A 20,722-nucleotide genomic window follows, 5' to 3' on the forward strand; every position below is an offset into this window, starting at 1 on the left:
GAGGCGTTAAGAAGGTGCCCTTCCTTACACCGTCAGCGGGCGGGAGTCGGCGCGGACGGGAGCGGGCAGGGCACCCACCCCGTCGAGGTAGTGGTGGATCGCCGCGGCGGCGGCCCGCCCCTCGGCGATCGCCCAGACGATCAGCGAGGCGCCCCGGTGCATGTCACCGGCGACGAAGACCCCCTCGGTCTCGGTCTGCCAGTCGGCCCGGGAGTCGATCGCGCCCCGGGCGTTGCGGGCCACCCCGAACTGGGCCAGCAGCGGCTGCTCCTCGGTGCCCTCGAAGCCGATCGCCAGCAGCACCAGGTCGGCGGGCAGTTCCCGCTCGGTACCCGGCACCGGGGTGACGATCCGTCGGCCGTCGCGCTTCTCCACGGTCACCTCGGCGATGCGTACCGCCCGGACCGCGCCGGTGCCGTCGTCGACGAACTCCTGCACCGCGACCGCGAAGACCCGCTCGCCGCCCTCCTCGTGGGCGGCGTACTCCCGCAGGATCCACGGCCAGGTGGGCCAGGGGTCGCGGGCCTCGTCGCGGGCCCGGGGCGGCTGCGGGTACAGGTCCAGCTGGTGTACGCCGGCCGCCCCCTGCCGGTGGGCCACCCCCAGGCAGTCCGCCGCGGTGTCCCCGCCGCCGATGATGACGACATGCTTGTCGGCCGCGTCGATCGGAGTGCCGTCGGGCAGGGTGGCCAGGGCGGGGCGCCCCTCACCGGCTGCGGCAACCACCCGGTTGGCCGCCACCAGGTGCGCCATCGCCTGGTGCACCCCCCGCAGTTGCCGGCCAGGGGTGTCGGACTCGCGGCCCTGCAACGCCCCACAGGCCAGCAGCACCGCGTCGTGCTGCTCGCGCAACTGCTCGGCGGTGATGTCGACGCCGACGTTGACCCCGGTGCGGAACTGCACCCCTTCGGCGGCGAGCTGGGCCAGCCGGGTGTCGATGTGCCGCTTCTCCAGCTTGAAGTCGGGGATGCCGTACCGCAGCAGGCCACCGATCGCGTCGTCGCGCTCGTACACGGTGACGGCGTGACCGGCGCGGGCCAGCTGCTGCGCGGCGGCCAGCCCGGCCGGGCCGGAACCGACCACGGCGACGGACCGGCCACTCGGCGGCGGCACCTCGGCCGGGGTGAGCCCCCGGGCCACGGCGGCGTCGGCGATCTCCGCCTCGACCTGCTTGATGGTCACCGGGTCACCCCCGGCGATGCCGAGCACGCACGCCGCCTCGCAGGGCGCCGGGCAGAGTCGACCGGTGAACTCGGGGAAGTTGTTCGTGGCGTGCAGGGACTCCACCGCCGCGTCCCAGTTGCCGGTGCGGACCAGGTCGTTCCAGTCCGGGATCCGGTTCGCCAGGGGGCAGCCGGCGGTGTCGCTGTGGCAGAAGGGGATGCCGCAGTCCATGCACCGGGCCGCCTGCTCGCGGATCAGCTCCTCACCGGCCGGGGGGTAGACCTCCCGCCAGTCACTGATCCGCACCGGCACCGGCCGGCGGGCCGGCATCCGACGGGGGTGACGCAGAAAACCGTTCGGGTCAGGCACGAGCCACCTCCTGGGCGACCACCCGGTCAGCGGGCGGGACCGACTGCGACGCCTGCGTGGGCGTCGGCTGCGGTGGGGCGGCGGCGGGCGCCAGGGCGCTCATCACCGCCTCGTCGACGTCCTGGCCGGCGGCTTCGGCGGCCTGCATGATCTCCATGACCCGGCGGTAGTCCCGGGGTACCACGGCGGTGAACTCCTCCACCGCCTCCGGCCAGCGCTTGAGCAACTGCTCGGCGACGGCCGAGTCGGTCTCGGCGAAGTGCCGCTGCACCAACTCGTGCAGCCGGGCCCGCTCGGACTCACTGGGGGCGGACAGGTCGACCAGTTCGGTGTTGACCCGCCGTCGGTCCAGGTTCCAGACGAAGGCCGTACCACCGGACATGCCGGCGGCGAAGTTGCGCCCGGTGGCGCCGAGCACCACCACGGTGCCCCCGGTCATGTACTCGCAGCCGTGGTCGCCGACTCCCTCGACGACGGCCACCGCACCGGAGTTGCGGACCGCGAACCGCTCCCCCACCCGACCACGCAGGAAGACCTCTCCCCCGGTGGCGCCGTACAGGATGGTGTTGCCGGCGATGATCTGATCCTCGGCCCGGCTACCCGGCGCGGCGTCCGGGGTGACGAACGGCGAGGTCGGCGCCGGTCGGACGATCAGCCGACCACCGGAGAGCCCCTTGCCGACGTAGTCGTTGGCGTCGCCGTACAGCCGCAGGGTGACCCCCCGGGGCAGGAAGGCCCCGAAGGACTGCCCGGCGGTGCCGCGCAGGGAGAACTCGATCGTGTCGGTGGGCAGCCCGGCGCCGCCGTAGCGGCGGGTGACCTCCCCGCCGAGCATCGCCCCGACGCTGCGGTGCTCGTTGCGGATGGTCACCTCGGCCCGCACCGGGGCGGGCTCGCCGTCGCCGCGCAGGGCCGGCTCCGCCAGCGCGATGAGCTGGTTGTCCAGCGCCAACTCCAGGCCATGATCCTGGGCGCGTACGCCCCGACGGGCCGCCCCCTCGGGCAGCTCCGGCAGGTGCAGCACCCGGTGCAGGTCCAGCCCGCCGGCCTTCCAGTGCTCGATCGCCGGTGCCACGTCCAGCAGCTCGGTGCGGCCGATCGCCTCGTCGATGCTGCGCAGACCTAGCTCGGCCAGGTAGCCGCGGATCTCCTCGGCGAGGAACAGGAAGAAGTTCTCCACGAACTCCGGCTTGCCGGTGTAGCGCTCCCGCAGCACCGGGTTCTGGGTGGCGATGCCGACCGGACAGGTGTCCAGGTGACAGACCCGCATCATGATGCAGCCGGAGACGATCAGCGGGGCGGTGGCGAAGCCGAACTCCTCGGCACCGAGCAGGGCCGCGACGATCACGTCCCGGCCGGTCTTGAGCTGACCGTCCACCTGCACGGTGACCCGGTCACGCAGCTTGTTCAGCAGCAGGGTCTGCTGCGCCTCGGCCAGGCCCAGCTCCCAGGGGGTGCCGGCGTGCTTGAGGGAATTCAGTGGGGAGGCCCCGGTGCCGCCGTCGTGACCGGAGATCAGGATGACGTCGGCCTTGAGCTTGGCCACCCCGGCGGCCACCGTGCCGACCCCGACCTCGCTGACCAGCTTGACGTGCACCCGGGCGGCCGGGTTGACGCACTTGAGGTCGTGCACCAGCTGGGCCAGGTCCTCGATGGAGTAGATGTCGTGGTGCGGCGGCGGGGAGATCAGACCCACCCCGGGGGTGGCGTGCCGGGTCCGGGCGATCCACGGCCACACCTTGTTGCCGGGCAACTGCCCGCCCTCGCCGGGCTTCGCGCCCTGGGCCATCTTGATCTGGAGGTCGTCGGCGTTGACCAGATATTCGCTGGTCACCCCGAACCGGCCGCTGGCGATCTGCTTGACCGACGAGCGGCGCTCCGGGTCGTGCAGCCGGTCGACGTCCTCGCCGCCCTCACCGGTGTTGGACTTGCCGCCCAGGCGGTTCATCGCGATCGCCAGGGTCTCGTGCGACTCCGCCGAGATCGACCCGTACGACATGGCGCCGGTGGCGAACCGCTTGACGATCTCGCTGGCCGGCTCCACCTCCTCGATCGGCACCGGCGGCAGTTCCCCGGTACGCAGCCGGAACAGCCCGCGCAGGGAGCCGGCCTTCGCGGCCAACTCGTCGACCTTGGCGGTGTAGCTGCGGAACACGTCGTACTGGCGGCTGCGGGTGGCGTGCTGGAGCAGGAACACCGTCTCCGGGTTGAACAGGTGCAGTTCACCCTCGCGGCGCCACTGGTACTCCCCGCCCACCGGCAGCCGGTCGCCGGCCGGGACTCCGGGCGCCGGCCAGGCCAGGGCGTGTCGGGCGGCCACCTCGGTGTGGATGCCGTCCAGGCCGACCCCGCTGATCGTGCTCGGGGTGCCCCGGAAGTACCGCTCGATCAGGCGGCTGTGCAGCCCGACCGCCTCGAAGACCTGCGCCCCGCAGTACGAGGACACCGTGGAGATGCCCATCTTGGACATGATCTTCAGGACCCCCTTGCCCAGGGCCTTGACGTAGTTGCGGATCGCGGTGCGCGGCTCGATCCCGGCCAGCGCGCCGGTGGAGATCATGTCCTCGACCGACTCGAAGGCCAGGTACGGGTTGACCGCCGCCGCGCCGTAGCCGATCAGCACGGCCGCGTGGTGCACCTCCCGGCAGTCGCCGGACTCCACGATCAGGGCCACCTGGGTACGGGTCTGCTCCCGGACCAGGTGCTGGTGCACCGCCGCGGTGAGCAGCAGCGACGGGATCGGGGCCAGGTCGGCGTTGGAGTCCCGGTCGGAGAGGACCAGGATGCGTACCCCGTCCTCGATCGCCTCGGAGACGTGCCGGCAGATCTCGGTCAGCCGGGCCTTGATCCCGGCGCCGCCGTCGCGGATGCGGTAGAGCCCGGAGACCCGTACCGCCTTGAAGCCGGGCAGGTCGCCGTCCTCGTCGATGCTGAGGATCTTGGCCAGCTCGTCGTTGTCGATCACCGGGTAGGGCAGCACGATCTGCCGGCAGCTCGCCGGGCCGGGGTCGAGCAGGTTGCCCTCCGGGCCGATGGTCGAGGCCAGGCTGGTCACCAACTCCTCCCGGATGGCGTCCAGCGGCGGGTTGGTGACCTGGGCGAACAGCTGGTGGAAGTAGTCGTAGAGCAGCCGGGGCCGGGTGGACAGCGGGGCGATCGGGGTGTCCGTGCCCATCGACCCGATCGGCTCCGCGCCGGTACGGGCCATCGGGGCGAGCAGGATCTTCAGCTCCTCCTCGGTGTAGCCGAAGGTCAGCTGACGACGGCGTACCGAGTCGTGGGTGTAGACCTGGTGTTCGCGGGCCGGCAGGTCGTCCAGCTCGATCAGCCCGGCGTGCAGCCAGTCGGCGTACGGCTGGGCGGCGGCCAGCTCGGTCTTGATCTCCTCGTCGTGCACGATCCGACCGGTCGTGGTGTCGACCAGGAACATCTTGCCGGGCTGGAGGCGACCCTTGGCTACCACGGTGGCCGGGTCGAGGTCGAGCACCCCGGCCTCGCTGCCCAGCACCACGAGCCCGTCGGCGGTCTGCCACCAGCGCCCCGGCCGCAGGCCGTTGCGGTCGAGCACCGCACCGACGATCTCGCCGTCGGTGAAGGCGACCGAGGCCGGGCCGTCCCAGGGCTCCATCAGGCTGGCGTGGAACCGGTAGAAAGCCCGCTTGTCGGCGGCCATGTCCGGGTCGTTCTCCCAGGCCTCCGGGATCATCATCAGCACCGCGTGCGGCAGGCTCCGCCCGGCCAGGTGCAGCAGCTCCAGGACCTCGTCGAAGTTGGCCGAGTCGGAGGCGGCCGGGGTGCAGATCGGGAAGACCCGGCGGATGTTGCCCGGCAGATCGGGGGTACGCAGCAGGGCCTCACGGGCCTGCATCCAGTTCCGGTTGCCCCGGATGGTGTTGATCTCACCGTTGTGGGCGATGAACCGGTACGGGTGGGCCAGCGGCCAGGAGGGGAAGGTGTTCGTGGAGAACCGGGAGTGCACCAGGGCGATGGCGCTGTCCACCCGCTCGTCGGTCAGATCCGGGTAGAAGGCCGGTAGCTGGTCCGGGGTGAGCATCCCCTTGTAGACCATGGTCCGCCCGGACAGCGAGGGGAAGTACGCCGGCACTCCCCGCTCGGCGGACTCCCGCTCGGCCTGCTTGCGTACGCAGAAGGCGACCCGCTCCAACTCCAGGCCGCTCAGTGGGGAACCGGCCGGACCGGCCGGGGTGTCGGTGAGCCGACGGGCGGCGAGGAACAACTGCCGCACCCGGGGCATCGCGGCCAACGCCGTGTCGCCCAGGTCGGAGGGATCGACCGGCACATCCCGCCAGCCGAGCAGCTCCGCCCCCTCGACCAGGGCGTACTTCTCGACCACCTGGCGGGCCCGCGCCGCACCGGCGTCGTCGTCCGGCAGGAAGACCAGACCGGTGGCGTACTCACCGTGCGGGGGAAGGGGGAAGTCCACCACCGCGCGCAGGAAGGCGTCCGGTACCTGGATCATGATGCCGGCGCCGTCGCCGGTGTTCGGCTCCGCGCCCCGGGCACCCCGGTGGTCCAGCCGGCAGAGCGCGCCCAGGCCGTTGGCGACCACCGTATGGGAGCGCCGTCCGTGCAGATCGGCCACGAAGGCGACCCCGCAGGCATCGTGCTCATGAGCGGCGTCGTACAGGCCGGCAGGAGACGTCACCTGGGGGTCCTGCGGTGCCGGCTGGGGGCGGTGTGGGTACGCAAAGGCCACCGGGCCTCCTGTCGTCACTCAGGCTAAAAAATGATCGGGACGACGTCGGCCCTATACGGACTATTAAGTCTACGTTAGGGCTCGTAGGGCAAGGCCAGTGCAGATTGATCACACCGTCCAGACTCTGAGACGGGTAATCTCGCCGGGTGGATTCCGAGCGTACCGACCTCCTCGACCGATTGGAACGGTTCTACGACGCGGTGCCCCGGGACGCGGCACATGTGGAAGATCACGGCGCTCTGGTCCTCTTCGTTCGGGAAGGCCGCGGATGGCCGTTCTACGCGCGACCGCGTCGGGGTGCCGGGCGGCCGCCGTCGCTGGCCGAGCTGACCGAGGTCCGCGCCCGGCAGCGGGAGTTGGGCCTGCCCGAGGCGCTGGAGTGGGTGCACGACCTCAACCCGGACCTGCTCCCGGTGGCCCGTGCGGCCGGCCTGGCCGTACTCGAAGCGCCGTTGATGGTCCTCGACCCGGCCGCCCTGCCCGACCCGGTGACCCTGCTCCACCCGGAGGCCGTCGCTGGCGTGTCGGTGCGGTTGCTAGGCCCGACGGACGATGATCTCGGTGCAGCGGTGGCCGCGCGGCGGGCGGTGGCGGCGGTCGGATTCGCCGCGCCCGGCACCGCGCGGGGCAGGTCCGGAGCGGCCGAGCGCGACGCGGCCATGATCGGCCTGGACGAGGCGGCGGTCGACGAGGAACGCGCCCGCATCGCCAACGGCAGCCACCTCTCGGTACTGGCCGGCACTGCCACCGAAGGCCCGCTGGCCAGCGGCATGGCCATGCGGGTCGGTGACGTCGCCGAGATCGCCGGGGTGGCCACCCTGCCCAGCGCCCGCCGTCGAGGACTCGGTGCGGCGGTCACCGCCACCCTGGCCCGTGCCCTGCTGGCCGACGGAACCGACCTGGTGTTCCTCTCCGCCGGTAGCGAGGAGATCGCCCGGGTCTACCTGCGGGCCGGTTTCCACCGCGTGGGCACCGCCTGCGTGGCCGAACCTGCCGCCGTCACCACCTGACCGGCCCGCACAACCTGATCCGACAGCCGCACAGGTGCACCGACTGCCGCTCTGGTCGAGCCAAGCGATCAACACCTACCATGTGTCGATGATCGATCAAGGTCAGACACGCGTCCCCATCCCGGTCGTCGCGGCCGCGATCATTTTCCCCCTGGCGAGCGTCATCCAGGCGATCCAGTTCAAGACGAGCACTGCTCCGGGGGTCACCGACACGAGGGCGACCGTGTTCGCCGTGGGGGTGGTCCTTCTCTCGCTGGCCTTCGCGTACGGCCTGTGGCGCCAGGTCGGGCGCGCCCGGATGCTGACCGCCGGCTTCGCCGCCTTCAACATCGCGTACGGCCTGACGGCACTGCCCGACATCGACGCGTTGACCGTGTTGCGGATGGTGGCGCTCGCTGCCGTCATCGGCCTGCTGCTGCTGCCCGCATCGTCTCGGCAATGGTTCTCGCCCGCCGCCTGAGTCGCCGTCCGACGGGCCACTGTCACACAGCACGGGGTCGGGCCGCGCGGATGAAGATCATCCTCGCGGCCCGACACCTGACTCGACCCGGGTCGGTGAACCGGATCTACGCGGTCACTGCCTAGATGCCGCCGATTCGTCCCGGCGTCCAGTTGTACGTCGGCGTCCGCACCGGCGCGGACGGAGAGTTCTTCGCCGGGGTCGTCTTCGGCTGGTAGCCACCGCTGCCGTTACCTCTGACGCCGCTGCTCGCCTTGACGACATTGCGCTGCGCATGCTCCGGAAAGACCGTCGCATGCCGTGAGGACTCACAGCCGACGAACCACTTGCAGGCGTTGAAGTTGGCGTTCTCCAGCAACAGCACGTCACCCATGAAGTCCAACCCGGTCCTGGGCTGCTTGATCACCTGATCCACGGCCTCGCCCAGGATCCGGCGATGGACGCTGACGGCGTAGTCGGCGAACAACATCCCCTGGGTCTCCATCTGATACGCCAGCCTCCGGTAGCTCTCGTCCTGGCCGGGACGGCGGGCGTTCTGCTGGAACTTCTGGTTCTGCCAACTGAGCTTCGTGTGCTGCACCTTGGCCGCGGAGAGCTTCTTAGCCGGGCCTGCGGTGGATTTGAGCAACTTGCCGGTCTGCATCACGGCCTTGCCGCCGGGAATCAGGCCGGCCACTCCGATGGCGGCGTCGGTCCAGTCCCCATTCTTCGCACTCTTGCCCGCATCATAGGCACCGGCCAGCGCGGATCCCGCCGTGAGGACCGGCGCGAGCACCTGTAGCGGCGGAATGACCGCACAGGCCATTGCTGCCACCCCCAGCCCGAGTGAGATGTTCCCGGCATTGTCGGACAGGAATTTGCCGGTCGACACGGCGGCGTTCGCCGCCTTCTTCACGACACTGCGGAGAAACTCGCCGTCCGGATCGGTGAAACTCACCGGGTTGTTGTTGCTGTAGGCATAGCCGTGCATCTGCTGCGGGTCCGCGTAGTCGATCACGGGGTCGACGCTGATGAACCGGCCGATGAAGGGATCGTATTCTCGGGCACCTATGTGGGTCAGGCCGGTGGGATCCTTGGTGCCGCCGACGAATCCCTTGTCCATGGCTGCCGGCCAGATGCCGACCGCGTTGCCCCGGTTGTCGCCATAGGGCAGGGTGCGACGCTTGGCGATCGCCAGGGTGGCGGCATTGATGGTCAGTTCGGCCGTGCCGTGATGGTCACCGAGAATCCAGTACAGTCCCTCGCCGGTCCGCATCGCGACGACTGCTTCCGCATGGGTGTAGTAGCGGGTGGCGGTCTTGGCGGCGGTGGCGTTGGTGTAGCGGACCTCCAAGCCGCCGGGCAGGTAGAGGGTCTTGCCGGTGGCGTCGGTACGGGTCAGCCGGTTGCCCTCGGTGTCGTAGCGGAAGCTGGTGGTGGTGCCGCCCTCGGTGACGCTCTCCAGGTCACCCTCCCGGTTCCACACCAGACTCTGGGTGGCGCCGCTGGCCGTGGGCCGGGCGACGGTGTTGCCGGCGTTGTCGTAGCCGTAGTTACGACTCCACGACGCGCCTCCGGTCGCGGTGACGTTGGTGACGGTGTGCGGGCGGGCCGCACCCGCGGGCGGGTGGGTGTAATTGAAGGTGGTGTTCGTCGCCGCGTGCCGGGTCTCGGTCAGCCGGTTGCCGGTGACGTCGAAGGTCCAGGAGTGCCAGTAGGGCGCCGGTCCACCGAGCCCCGCCACGGTGGGACTCTGGGCACAGTCACCGGAGCCCGGGGTCCAGGCCCCGGTCAGTCGCCGCAGGTGATCGTACGTGTAGCACTGGGTGTCCGCGGTCTGCCCCTGCGGCTGCTCCTTGATCTTGGTGACATTTCCGGCCGCGTCGTACTCGTAGGACCAGTTCGCCGCTTCCGGCTTGAGCTCCGGCACCACATTGGTGGCCTTCAGCCGGCGGGTCGGCTCGTCGAAATCGGAGGTGACCGCCACCCGCGAGCCGAAGGCGCCCAACTCCCGCCCGGTGAGCTGACCCAGCTTGTTGTAGGTCACCGCCCCGACGTAGATCTGTGCCGCCGACAGCAGCGAGCCGTCCTCGCTGAGGTCGTTGTAGCCGAAGGTCAACCGTTCCGACGGCAGGTCGGCTGCGGCCGGCAGGTCTACCTGGTGCGTCTGTCCGTTGACCCGGTAGCTGGTGGTCGTGGTGTAGACGCAGGGATCCGGTCCCGCCGCGGCACACAGTTGAGGCTCCGACGCGGGCACCACCAGGGAGGTGGAGGTGGTCCGCCCGAACGCGTCGTAGGAGTCGGTCCGGCTGGTCCACGCCTGACCACCGGTGTAGCGGGTGGTGGAGGTCAGCTTGCCCTTCCCGTTGGGCAGGGTGTCGAAAACCCAGTCGGCCCGTATCGCGCCGGTGGCGCTGTCGTCCCGCACGCTGGTCTTGCGGCCCAACTCGTCATAGGTGTAAGCGACGGTCGTGGTTCCGGTGCCCAACGGCGCCGTCACCGTGAGTACGTTGCCCTCGGCGTCGTAGGTCGAAGTGGTCGTGCCCTTGTCCGGGTCGACCGCCTGAATCTCCCGACCGCGCAGGTCGTAGCTGTACGACCAGGTGTTGCCGGCCGGGTCCTTGATCGTCTTCTGCTGCCCGAGCAGGGTGTAGGTGTACTGCGTCTCGTCGTACGTCGCGGGATCGGTCGAACCGACGTCGGACCGGTTCGCGTACTGCCGCAGTCGGGTGGTCTGTCCCTTGACGTCGGTGATGACGGTGCTGACGATGCCGCCCTGCGGGGCGGTGACGTGCATCCGGTCACCGTCGTGGCTGGTGCTCGTCCGCCACTTCTCCACGCCGAGGGCCTTGAAGATCTCGGCGGTACGTCGGCCGGCCCCGTCGTACACGTTCTGCGTGATCGACGGGATCTGGCCCTGCGGCGTGCCGAGGGTCGTCGAGGGTGCCGCGTTCGTGGTGTCGTAGTACGGCTCGGAGGTCCACTCCACCTCGCCCCGGGCGTTGTGGAACGTCTCCGTCAGCAACCGCCCGCCGCCGGTGGCCTGGGTCTGGCTCTGCCGCTCACGCAGGAAGCCGTCGTACAGGGTGACCGACTTCTTGTACGTCGAACCGGTCACCAGCAGGCTCTCGGTGGAGACGGCGGTCGGACCACCGCTGTTGCGCATCTGATAGCTGATCTTCGTACTGGCGCTCTGGTTGGCCTTGTTCCGACCGGGCAGCCACACGTTCGTCAGCCGGCCCAGACCGTCGTAGGTCAGGTCGGTGAACGCCCCGTTCTCGTCGGTCACCCGGGTGGCCAGGTTCCAGGCCGGTTCCCGGGCGGTGGTCTTCGTGTGGCCGAGCGGATTGGTCTCCACCGTCTGGGTGAGCAGGCCACCGTTGGCCGTCGTGTAGTCGGTCGTGCTGCTGTAGCCCCTGGCGTCGGTCGTGGCGGTGACCCGGCCGTTGGCGTCGTAGCTCATCGACTGGGTGCGGACATACACCGGGGTGGCGCCGTCGAACCGGTCCAGTTCCTCGGTGCGCACCACGTTGCCCTTGGTGGGGGCCGCGCCGAAGGACGAGTCGCCGGTGTAGCTGTCGTAGAAGGAACGATCCCGCTTCAGGACCGTGGCCGGCGTCGCCGTGCTCGGCGCGTCCGCGCACCTGATCGACAGCACCTCCGTCTGACTGACCCGGTCGATCATCCAGCTGCCCTCGTTACGGGCGTACCGGGTACGGGTGCAGGTCTCGTCCCCGGTGACGTTCTCGTCACCGGCGTCCTCCACCGCCGTCGGCAGACCGTCCGAGTTGTACGTGGTGGCGGTCTTCGTGATGCGGAACCCGCCGGCCGCGAGGGCGGTACGGGTCCGGGTCGAGGCGTTGTTCACCATCCAGGCGTTGGTGGTCACGCCGTTGCGCGTCCGGGTCGCGGTCGGGCCACGGCGCCACGGCTCGTTCAGGGTGGAGGAAACCTCGGCACCGTTGACGCCGCTGCTGCTGACCCCGTTGTAGGTGATCTCCTGGCGGAGGAAGCCCTGGAGCGCCTCGTGGTCGGTGATCGTTCCGCCCCAGGTGTCCGACACCTGCACGGAGCGGGTGCCGCTGGGCTGCTTGTCGCCGTGCATGCCGCGCAGGTAGCGGTATTCGACCGCGGTCTGTACCCCGTTGGTCGGGTCGCCCTGGCGGACCCGTACCCGGCCGTAGCCGCGCCAGTCGCCCCAGGTGCGGTGTTTGTCCTTGGTCAGCTCGTCGGTGTTGTACGCCCAGGCAGGGTTGTCGAGGTAGTCGTAGAAGGTGGTCTGGTTCGGCTGGTCGGTGACCAGGTCGTCCTGGTCGATGCGGGTCACCACGTACTTGTGGAACCAGTCCAGGGTCGGGTCACCGCTACCCGGCCAGGAGAAGTAGGCGGGCATACACCGTTTGGTGTTCGAGTGCGGCGTCGGCAGGCTGGTGCGGGTGCAGTCGTGGCCTGAGTAGGTGATCAGGATGTCGCCGCCGGTCTCGGTGCGGATCTGCTTGATCCGCCACCGGTTCAACTCGGTGCGTTGGTCCGAGGGCCCGTCGACCCGGTTGGCCAACGGCTCGGCTCCCGGGTTGAAGGTGATCTCCGGGTCGGAGACGGCGACACCACCGGCAGTGGTGACGTGCCCGGTACGGGTGATCCCCCGCAGCCACATCGGCGTACCCTCACCGGTGCCGGCGTTGATGAACTCGTGCCGCAACGCCCAGGACTCCACATCCCGGTACGACGAGGTGCCGTTGCGCAGCTGCGCGGTGACCTTGGTCAGCCGACGCGCCGACCAGAACGTCGGCGAGTTCTGCTCCACGCACGGGGACTCATCGCAGTACTGGTCCCACGGCGTGTCCGGCCAGGAATTCGGCCTCGGATCCGACGTCCACTCCGCGCCCGTCCAGCAGTTCGACAGACACCGCGGGCCGGTCTCGAACGTCACCCGCAACGGCGCGGCCGCGCTGTACTCGGCGCCCTTGCGCATGCCGTACTCGATGCGGTCCAGGTAACCGCCCCGGTCATAGGTGGTCCGCTGGGTCGGAGTGTTGTTCCGCCCGTACGCGCCGGTCTCCTTCTTGTAGAAGTAGGCCAGCGAGTTGTTGTTCGGATCGACCACGTAGTCGAGGTTCCACCGCCATCCCTGGTCGCAGCGGGCGTTCGCGAACGTGGAGTCGTAGCACGGCTCACCGGAGTTGTTGCCGTACACCGGAGTCGTCCACGTCGAGTTCGTCACCGGATCCCCCGACGACCAGCCCGGCAGCCGGTGGTAGCCGAAGTAGTACTGCACCCCGTCGGTGGTGGTCACCTTCCAGTACTCGTTGTCGTCGTCACCGTTATTGCGCGCCGAATCGGTGACCCGTTCGATCCTGGTGCCGTCGTCGTTCTTCAACCGCCACACCGAACCACTCCGGACCAGCTCACCCGCCCGACCGTTCAACGACAACGTCGCGTTGTCGCTGAACCAGCACAGGTCGCCGGTCTTGTGACCCGGATTGTCGTCCCCGCAGGAGGCGTACCGCCGCTCGATGAAACCCGGCCAGGACGACCAGCCGTCGCCGACCCAACCACCCTGGTTGTTCGTCATCGAGGTCATCCCGTCGACACTGCCCGACGAGTACGCCAGGCTCACCGACGGTGACGGCCCACCCAACGACGGTGGCATCCGCAGTTCGTAGGACCAGGAGAAGTCACCGGTCTGGGTCGACACCTCCCAGGCTCCGGCCGGCGACAGATCGGTCGCCTTGTAGTCACCGTTGTCACCGGCCGAGTCGGCCTGCACCGCGAGCAGCGTCATTGCCTCACCCGGCAGGCTTACTCGCGCCGACACCGTCGACGCGCGCGCGTCGTTCACCGACGGGATCGGCGTCGACGTCTGGCACTGCGCCACCTGCGGCGTGGTCACCGCGCACTCCGGCCGCTGCACCAGCCGCAACCGCGACGCCCAGTCACCACCGTAGGCGTGCGCGAACCCCGAGAAGTCCACCTCGACAGAGACCGGGCCGCTGCCTGTTCCCCCGTCCGCACGGCCCAGGCCCAGCAACACACCCTGCACGCCGGCTCGCGCCGTGGCCGCCCGGTCGAACACCCGCACCGACACCACGTCCGGCCCGGCCAGTCTCCGGGCGCCGAGGCCCTCCGACTCCACGGCGGACACCGTCACCGGCAGCTCACCGGCCCGACCCGCACCGGCCACCTTCGGCCGGGCCGTCGCCGTGCCGGCCGCCGGCCAGTTCACCGGGCGCGGCTGACGCACCGTCCGCGACTGCGCCGAGAAATCCGGCCGGGCGGCTTCCGGCCGGACGTCGGTCACCTTGAGCCCGGTGACCTCCTTCGGCTTCGGCGGTTCCCACTTCGGCGCGGCAACGGCAGCCGACGGCTGCTCGAACAACGTCACCGCCAGGACCAGCGCCATCGGGGCGGCCAGCCATCGTAAGCACCGATTGGTACGACCCATCGTTCTCGCCCGCTGTGGCGGGCCACCGACCTCAACGCTCATCGCAATGCTCCCCATGCATGTTCGACGGACAAACCGGAGGTGGAACGAGACGATCCGAAGATCAAAAGAGACCGGCTCGGGCAGCCTGACGTGACCGGTGTCGGACTGCCCGGAGCCGGTTGAGTTGCGGTTGCGTGGAACTACTGAGCGGCCTGCTGACAGATCTCCCAGGCCGACAGGGTGCGCTGGAACGCGTGCACGTCATCGATCTCGCCGCGCCAGTGGCTCGCGGCCGTACCCGACGACTGTCCACGGCCGATCGCGAACGATCCGGTCGCCGACCAGTCGCCGGTGAAGGACGTCTCGGCGGTCTCCCCACCGCAGCTGAGCAGATCACCCATCACATACGCGCGGATCTTGTCGGTGGCCGCGTCGTACACCCCGGCCAGGTGCACCCAGGTGCCGTCGGTCGGCGGCCCCCAGGCGAAGCCGTCCGCGCAGGCGGTCGTCGGGTTTCCGCCGTCGGTGGGACGCATGGCGAAGCACCAGCCGCCGGCGCCGCCGTTGGCGTCCTTGTCGTACATCAGCTGGAAGCGGCTGGCCGTCGTACCGTCCTGGCTCAGCACCACCTGGTGATCGTCGGCAGCGAGGTCGGACGCGCGGACCCAGGCCATCACCGTGAAACTCCTGGTGGTGTCGAGCACCGGCCCGGTGGTGGTGATCTGACCGCCCGTTCCGGTGAACGAGGCTGCGTTACCGAGATAGCCCGGCCCGAACGCCACCGAACCCGACAGCGTTCCCGGCAACAGCGCGCTGCCGCCCGAGCCCGAGTCCGCCGCCGTCGTGCCCGACGCCTCGTCGAACCTCCAGCGGGAGAACTTGTTCGGCGCCGGCGACACCCAGAACTGATGCAGATACGTCGGGCTGATGTTGCCGGCGATGTCCTTGGCCACCACGTTCAGCGTGTGGACCATGTCCGTGGCCGGGGTGTGGGTGACCGACATCGTCTTCGGATCCGTGCCTGATGCCGCGACCGTGGTCGTCGAGCCGTTGTCCACCCACCAGGTGAAGTCCGCCGTGTCCGGGCTGCCGTCGGCCGCGAAGATGCCCGGGGTGCCCACCTCGGCGCCCCATTCCCGCAGCGGGTACTGCGTCGAGGACACCGGGGCCAGCACTGGTGGTGCCGTGTCCACGGTCAGGGTCTGCCACCCCGACCAGTCGCCGGTCAGATTGTTCTCGTCGGAGGAGCGTGCCCGCCAGTGGTAGGTCTGCCCACTGGCCAGCCCGGACGGCACCCGCCACGTCGCGGTACCCGGTGCGGCGGTCGTCACCAGTGCCGAGGAGTTCCCGGCCACCAGCGTCGCCGACGCCGAGGCCGCGGTGCGGACCTCGAAGGCGGTCCGCAGGTTTCCGTTGTACGGGTCAGACACGTTCGCCCGCAGGGTCGGAGTCGTGGTACGCACCACCGCCGGCGAGGTGCACGCCTTGTAGCAGTCCGTCGTCGTGGAGAACGGCTGCGCGACCGGGGGGTTCGGCTTCTTGTCGTACGTCACGATCAGGTAGGTGTGACCGGTGAAGAACTTCTTCCACCGAGCCTGCGACGACTCGTGCTCGCCGGTGCGGGTGCACGCACACAAACCGACCGTGTAGGTCGTGGCATTCGCCGTCGCCCGCGCCTGCACGTCGGTCTTCACCTTGCTGTCATCGAACACCGCGTCCGCGTCCGGCTGAACGGACCCACAACCACCGGCCTCGTTCGCGTTACCCAACCAGGAGCCCAACCAGTACGACGACGGCAGCGGCCGGGTCGACCAGGCCATCCGGCCACCGCTGGACACCGTGATCCCATCCGTGTTGGTCCGGTACAGGTGCACCGCGGTCGGGTCGCAGGACCACGAGTGGTCGAGCTTCATGGTCACCTTCGCCGACAGGATCTGGGTCCCTCGCAACGTCGAGACGTTGAAGTCGAAAAACGACCGGTACAACACATCGTCGTACGGGTTGCGACCGACCCAGGCGCGGTTACCCACGTCCCAGGCCTTGTTCGCGTCGTTCGCGAACGCCCACTTCGACCGCAGGCCGTTGAACGGCGGATCCACGAACACCGGCCAGGTCACCTCTGGATCATCGAGCATGGATTCGTCCGCGATCACGACAAGCTCGTCCTCGTCCATGGTGATCGCCACGGTCGTACGCCTCGACGTGACTGCGGGTTCCGCACCGCTCGCCGGCTCGGCGGTGGTCCGGTCACCGCCTCGCATCGGCAGTACCTCGCCGGCAGCTGCCGGATCCACCGACGAGTCCCACATTGACGCCGAGTGCGTGACCGCCATGGTCTGCCCACTCGGGTCGGTCAGCCGCAACCCACCATCGGCCTGCGTCTCGACGCTGACATCCCCGCCCAGCACGTACCGCAGGTTGCGCACCTGAGGATTCGCCGCCGCCGCCGGAGACAGAATCTCCACCGCATGCGTGAACCCCTCCGACAAGGCGGTGACGTGCAGGTTGACCCCGGGCAGCACATCGTCGTACACCGCAGTTGCACCCACCAGCCGCGGCACCGGCAACGCCCCCAGCGGCCACGAAAGGATGAACGACGAGCCGCCCTCCCGCCATGTCACCAACGGCGCCGATCCACCGGCCGAGAACCGTACATCGGCCAGCGTCGCGGCCGGCACCACCGCACCGCCCGACACCGACAGGGTGGGGTCGATCGCCGTCCACGAACCGTCGGAGCGCCGGACCCGCTGCGGCACCGCCGACACCGTGAGCGTCCGCGTGCCAGTCGGATCGACAGCTACCTGCTCGGACTCGGTCCGCTCACTCAACACCTCCACCGACACACCGCACTGGGCGGCCAAGGCGGCGGCGGCAGTCTCGTTCGCCGCCTCCGCCACCGTGCAGTCTCGCTCCAATGTGGACTCTGCTAGCGCGGATGCGGGCCCACCGGCCACCACACCGAGCCCTGAACCAAGCAGTACGGCAACCAACGCGGTTGCCAGCCGACGCGGTCTCTGCGACCGAATTTGGGCAGGCTGAGACCATGATTGTTTGACCAATGTAGACACCCCCGTGACGATTGATCACCCACCCTTCCCTGCACGTTTCGATCTGTCAATATCATCCGGCCGTAGCTCTGCGGCATTTGTTCGACACTGCCAGAAAGATCATGTGTGCAATCCGTGATCAGCACGAGCACCGCCGGCCGGGGACGGCCGGGCGGTCGTCGGCGGTGGCAGCCGGCGGGGCGGGAGACTCCGCGGTCAGGCGGGCGGGCGCCACTGGGCGGCGATAGCGGCCGTGGTGCCGAGCAGCCGAGGGCTGATGGCGCCCAGGGCGGCGTCGCGGGCACGCAGGGCCAGCCGGCCCCGGGTCTGGAGAACCGCGGACATCCGGCGGGTCTGCCGAACCACGGCCGCCGTGCGGGGACGCCGTGCCCGGTCGTACGCCACCACCGCATCCGGCAGGGTCGACTCGCGCAGCAACGCGGCGAGTGTCGCCGCGTCCTCGAAGGCCAGGCACGCGCCCTGGCCGAGATGCGGCGGCATGGCGTGGGCCGCGTCGCCGAGCAGCACCACTCCGCCGGGCCCGGACGGGAACCCGTACGCCTTCGGCAGCGGGCGCAGCTCGCGGATCTCCTGCTGCACCAGGTCCTCGGGTTCGGTGGCGGACAGCAACTCGTCGACGGGTCCGGGCCAGCCAGCGTACCAGCGGCGCAGCAGGGCCAGCTGGGTCTGCGGCGGTTCGGGTCGGGCCGCACCCGCGGCGGTCGCCATCCAGTAGATGCCGCCCCGGCTGGAGGCACCGGAGGAACCCCGCTCTCCCAGGGAGGCGGCCACGAACCGGTAGCCGGCGCCGAGGATCTCCCCGCCCACCGAATCGGGCAGGCTCGGCGCCCGGTACCAGGGGATCACCGCCCGCCAGGCGGCACAGCCGGAGCTGACCACGCCGGCTTCCGGGGCGAGTTGACGACGGATGAGGCTGTCGACTCCGTCCGCGGCCACCACCAGGTCGGCTTCGAAGGTGTGCCGGCCGTCGCCGACCGCGGGACGCTCACCCGGGGCCACCCGTACGGTCCGCACGGTCACCCCGGTACGCAGTTCCACCCGCTCGCCCAGGCCGGCGATCAACGCGTCGTGCAGGTCCTCCCGGTGCACCACGACGGGCAGCCGCTCGACCGGGACCGGTCTCGGCTGCACCAGCCAGTGACCGTCCGGACGGCGTACCCCGCCGTCGGGCAACGGGGTGGCCACCGCGTCCAGGCCGGCGCCGAGGTCCAGGGCACGCAGGGCCCGGACCCCGTTCGGCCAGAGTACGACCGCGGTCGCCTCCGGGCGGATCCGGTCGGCCTGTTCCAGGAGGGTGACCTGCCAGCCGGACCGGGCTAGCGCACCGGATACGGCCAGGCCGCCCAGCCCGCCGCCGACCACCACCGCGGTCCGCATGGCCACCCCCTCGTTCAGCTGTCGCGTTCGGCGGGGCGGGCCGAGGCCCCCTCGCCGTCGACGGGCTCGTCGTCCGGCCGGTCCCCGGCAGCGCCCGCGTCGGGCTCTCCTGGGGCCGTACCGGTCGGGTCGGGTCCCTCGGGAGGCGCCTCGCCGGTCGCCTGCCAGTGCCGGAACTGCTCCTCGCTGACCGTCCGGTAGCCCTCCGGCGCGGCCGACTGCTCGGCGGCCTGCCGGGCGGACAGGTCCACCTGGGAGACGTCGGAGTCGGCCGTCGGGGCGGCGGCCGCGGCGCCGATCGGGATCAGGTACTGGCGCGGGCCACGGACCAGCAGGAAGTAGGCCAGGGCGCCGAGGAACACCAGCGCCGCGGTCCAGACGTTGAGGCGTACGCCGAAGATGGTGTTGGCCTCGTCGGTCCGCATCATCTCGATCCAGAACCGGCCGGCGGTGTAGCCCATCACGTACAGCGCGAAGGCCCTGCCCCGGCCGAGCCGCAGCTTACGGTCGAGGTAGAAGACCAGGGCGGCGACCCCGACGTTCCACAGCGCCTCATAGGCGAAGGTCGGGTGGTAGAGCCCCTCCTCCAGGATCGGCCGGCCGGCCTCGTCGCGCAGCGCCTGCCCACCCTCCATCCGGTGGATCTCCAGGCCCCAGGGCAGGTCCGTCCGGCTGCCGTACAACTCGTTGTTGAACCAGTTGCCGAGCCGACCGACCGCCTGGGCCAGGGGCAGACCGGGGGCCAGCGCGTCGGCCACCACCGCGAAGGGGATGCCCAACTGCCGGGCGGCGAACCAGGCCCCTACCGCGCCACCGGCGACCGCGCCCCAGATCCCCAGCCCACCCTCGTGGATGTAGAAGACCCTGATCGGGTCACCACCGGTGCCGAAGTACTGCGCCGGTGAGGTGATCACGTGGTAGATCCGGGCGCCGATGATGCCGGCGGGCACCGCCCACAGGGCGATGTCCAGCACCGCGCCGGGAGCTACCCCCCGCTGACGCAGTCGCCGGTCGGTGACCCAGCAGGCCACCACGATGCCGGCGAGAATGCAGAGGGCGTACGCCCGCAGGGGAATCGGCCCGAGATTCCACACGGCGGTACTCGGGCTGGGGATGGCGGCCAGGTAGGTCGGCGAGGCGAGACTCACGGGCGCACCCTACCGCTGCCCACCCCACCACCGTCACCCCGGCCACCCAACCTCCCACCCCCATCCCCCACTCAGCCCCCGCGATCTTGCACTTTCCGTCCCCGCATACCGCCCATTCCCGGCGAATCGGCGACCAAAAGTGCATGATCGACGCGGCTCAGGGGGCGGGGTGAGGGTGCGGGAGGGAGGGGGTGGGGTCAGGGGGTGGGGTGGCGGACGCCGGTGGCCAGGTCGGTGGCCAGGGTGGTGAGGGCGGTCAGGGCGGTGGGGGTGTCGGGGGCGTCCAGCAGGCAGCGGATCAGGGCGCTGCCGACGATCACCCCGTCGGCGTAGCCGGCGACCGTGGCGGCCTGGGCCCCGGTGCCGACGCCGAGCCCGACGCCGACCGGCAGATCGGTCACCGCGCGGACCCGGGAGACCAGCACGGGTGCCGCCTCGGAGGTCTGGCTACGGGCGCCGGTCACCCCCATCAGGGCGGTGGCGTAGATGAAGCCCCGGCAGTGGGCCGCCGTCATCGCCAGGCGCTCGTCCGTCGAGGAGGGCGCCACCAGGAAGGTACGGTCCAGCCCGTGGGCGTCCGAGGCGGCCAGCCACTCGTCCGCTTCGTCGGGAATCAGATCCGGGGTGATCAGCCCGGTACCACCGGCGGCGGCGAGATCCCGGGCGAAGGCGTCGACACCGTACTGCTCGATCGGGTTCCAGTAGGTCATCGTCACCACCGGCGCACCGGTGGCCGTGACCTCCTCGATGATCCGCAGGGCGTCCCGGGTGCGTACGCCCCCGGCCAGGGCGATGTCGCTGGCCCGCTGGATGACCGGACCGTCCATCACCGGATCGGAGTACGGGATCTCCAGCTCGATCACGTCGACCCCGGCGGCCACCATCGCCTTCATCGCCGCGATGCTGCCCTCGACCGTGGGGAAACCGGCCGGCATACAGCCGATCAGCACCGCCCGTCCGTCCGCCCGCGCCTTGTCGAAAACCACCCCGATGCGGCTCATGC

At 70.2% G+C, this 20,722-nt stretch carries 9 protein-coding genes; 2 read left to right on the forward strand and 7 right to left on the reverse strand.

All coding sequences use genetic code 11. The features are described 5' to 3' along the window. Positions 1-24 precede the first annotated feature (24 nt). Both ACGFIK_RS07720 and gltB read right to left on the reverse strand, forming a co-directional pair. Positions 25-1,533 carry a glutamate synthase subunit beta gene (locus ACGFIK_RS07720; RefSeq protein WP_327024895.1) on the reverse strand — a complete coding sequence of 503 codons (1,509 nt, stop codon included), beginning with the start codon at positions 1,531-1,533 and terminating at the stop codon, positions 25-27. Then, the gene (gltB, locus tag ACGFIK_RS07725; protein WP_393338311.1) at positions 1,526-6,250 is read right to left on the reverse strand and encodes a glutamate synthase large subunit; all 4,725 of its coding nucleotides are present in this window, start codon (positions 6,248-6,250) and stop codon (positions 1,526-1,528) included. The genes ACGFIK_RS07720 and gltB overlap by 8 nt, the downstream gene beginning before the upstream one ends. A gap of 146 nt (positions 6,251-6,396) precedes the next feature. Between gltB and ACGFIK_RS07730 the strand changes: the two genes are divergently transcribed. Continuing rightward, the gene (locus tag ACGFIK_RS07730; RefSeq protein WP_327024893.1) at positions 6,397-7,260 is read left to right on the forward strand and encodes a GNAT family N-acetyltransferase; all 864 of its coding nucleotides are present in this window, start codon (positions 6,397-6,399) and stop codon (positions 7,258-7,260) included. A gap of 34 nt (positions 7,261-7,294) precedes the next feature. After that, positions 7,295-7,720 carry a hypothetical protein gene (locus ACGFIK_RS07735; RefSeq protein ID WP_327024892.1) on the forward strand — a complete coding sequence of 142 codons (426 nt, stop codon included), beginning with the start codon at positions 7,295-7,297 and terminating at the stop codon, positions 7,718-7,720. A 121-nt stretch (positions 7,721-7,841) separates the two neighbouring features. On the opposite strand, the gene ACGFIK_RS07740 is transcribed toward ACGFIK_RS07735, so the two are convergent. From ACGFIK_RS07740 to trpA, 5 genes are all read right to left on the reverse strand, one after another. Continuing rightward, positions 7,842-14,102: an RHS repeat-associated core domain-containing protein gene (locus ACGFIK_RS07740; protein WP_393338315.1), complete on the reverse strand. Its 6,261-nt coding sequence runs from the start codon at positions 14,100-14,102 to the stop codon at positions 7,842-7,844. 224 nt (positions 14,103-14,326) lie between these two features. Then, positions 14,327-17,023 carry a LamG domain-containing protein gene (locus tag ACGFIK_RS07745; RefSeq protein ID WP_327024889.1) on the reverse strand — a complete coding sequence of 899 codons (2,697 nt, stop codon included), beginning with the start codon at positions 17,021-17,023 and terminating at the stop codon, positions 14,327-14,329. Between the two features lie 366 nt (positions 17,024-17,389). After that, on the reverse strand, positions 17,390-18,571 hold the full coding sequence (locus ACGFIK_RS07750) for an NAD(P)/FAD-dependent oxidoreductase (protein WP_327024888.1): 1,182 nt from the start codon (positions 18,569-18,571) through the stop codon (positions 17,390-17,392). A 14-nt stretch (positions 18,572-18,585) separates the two neighbouring features. Next, the gene (gene lgt / locus ACGFIK_RS07755; protein ID WP_327024887.1) at positions 18,586-19,719 is read right to left on the reverse strand and encodes a prolipoprotein diacylglyceryl transferase; all 1,134 of its coding nucleotides are present in this window, start codon (positions 19,717-19,719) and stop codon (positions 18,586-18,588) included. 197 nt (positions 19,720-19,916) lie between these two features. Continuing rightward, a complete protein-coding gene (gene trpA, locus ACGFIK_RS07760) occupies positions 19,917-20,720 on the reverse strand; it encodes a tryptophan synthase subunit alpha (RefSeq protein ID WP_327024886.1) in 804 nt (267 codons plus the stop codon). Positions 20,721-20,722 lie beyond the last annotated feature (2 nt).

Origin of the sequence: Micromonospora sp. NPDC048871 (assembly GCF_043198155.1) — a bacterium.
In the GTDB taxonomy this organism is placed as follows: Bacteria; Actinomycetota; Actinomycetes; order Mycobacteriales; family Micromonosporaceae; genus Micromonospora.

What these genes read in the sequence shown, in the direction of transcription:
- ACGFIK_RS07740 (WP_393338315.1), bottom strand. Translation starts at nt 14,102, where the DNA reads ATGGCGCTGGTCCTGGCGGTGACGTTGTTCGAGCAGCCGTCGGCTGCC.
- ACGFIK_RS07750 (WP_327024888.1), bottom strand. Translation starts at nt 18,571, where the DNA reads ATGCGGACCGCGGTGGTGGTCGGCGGCGGGCTGGGCGGCCTGGCCGTA.
- trpA (WP_327024886.1), bottom strand. Translation starts at nt 20,720, where the DNA reads ATGAGCCGCATCGGGGTGGTTTTCGACAAGGCGCGGGCGGACGGACGG.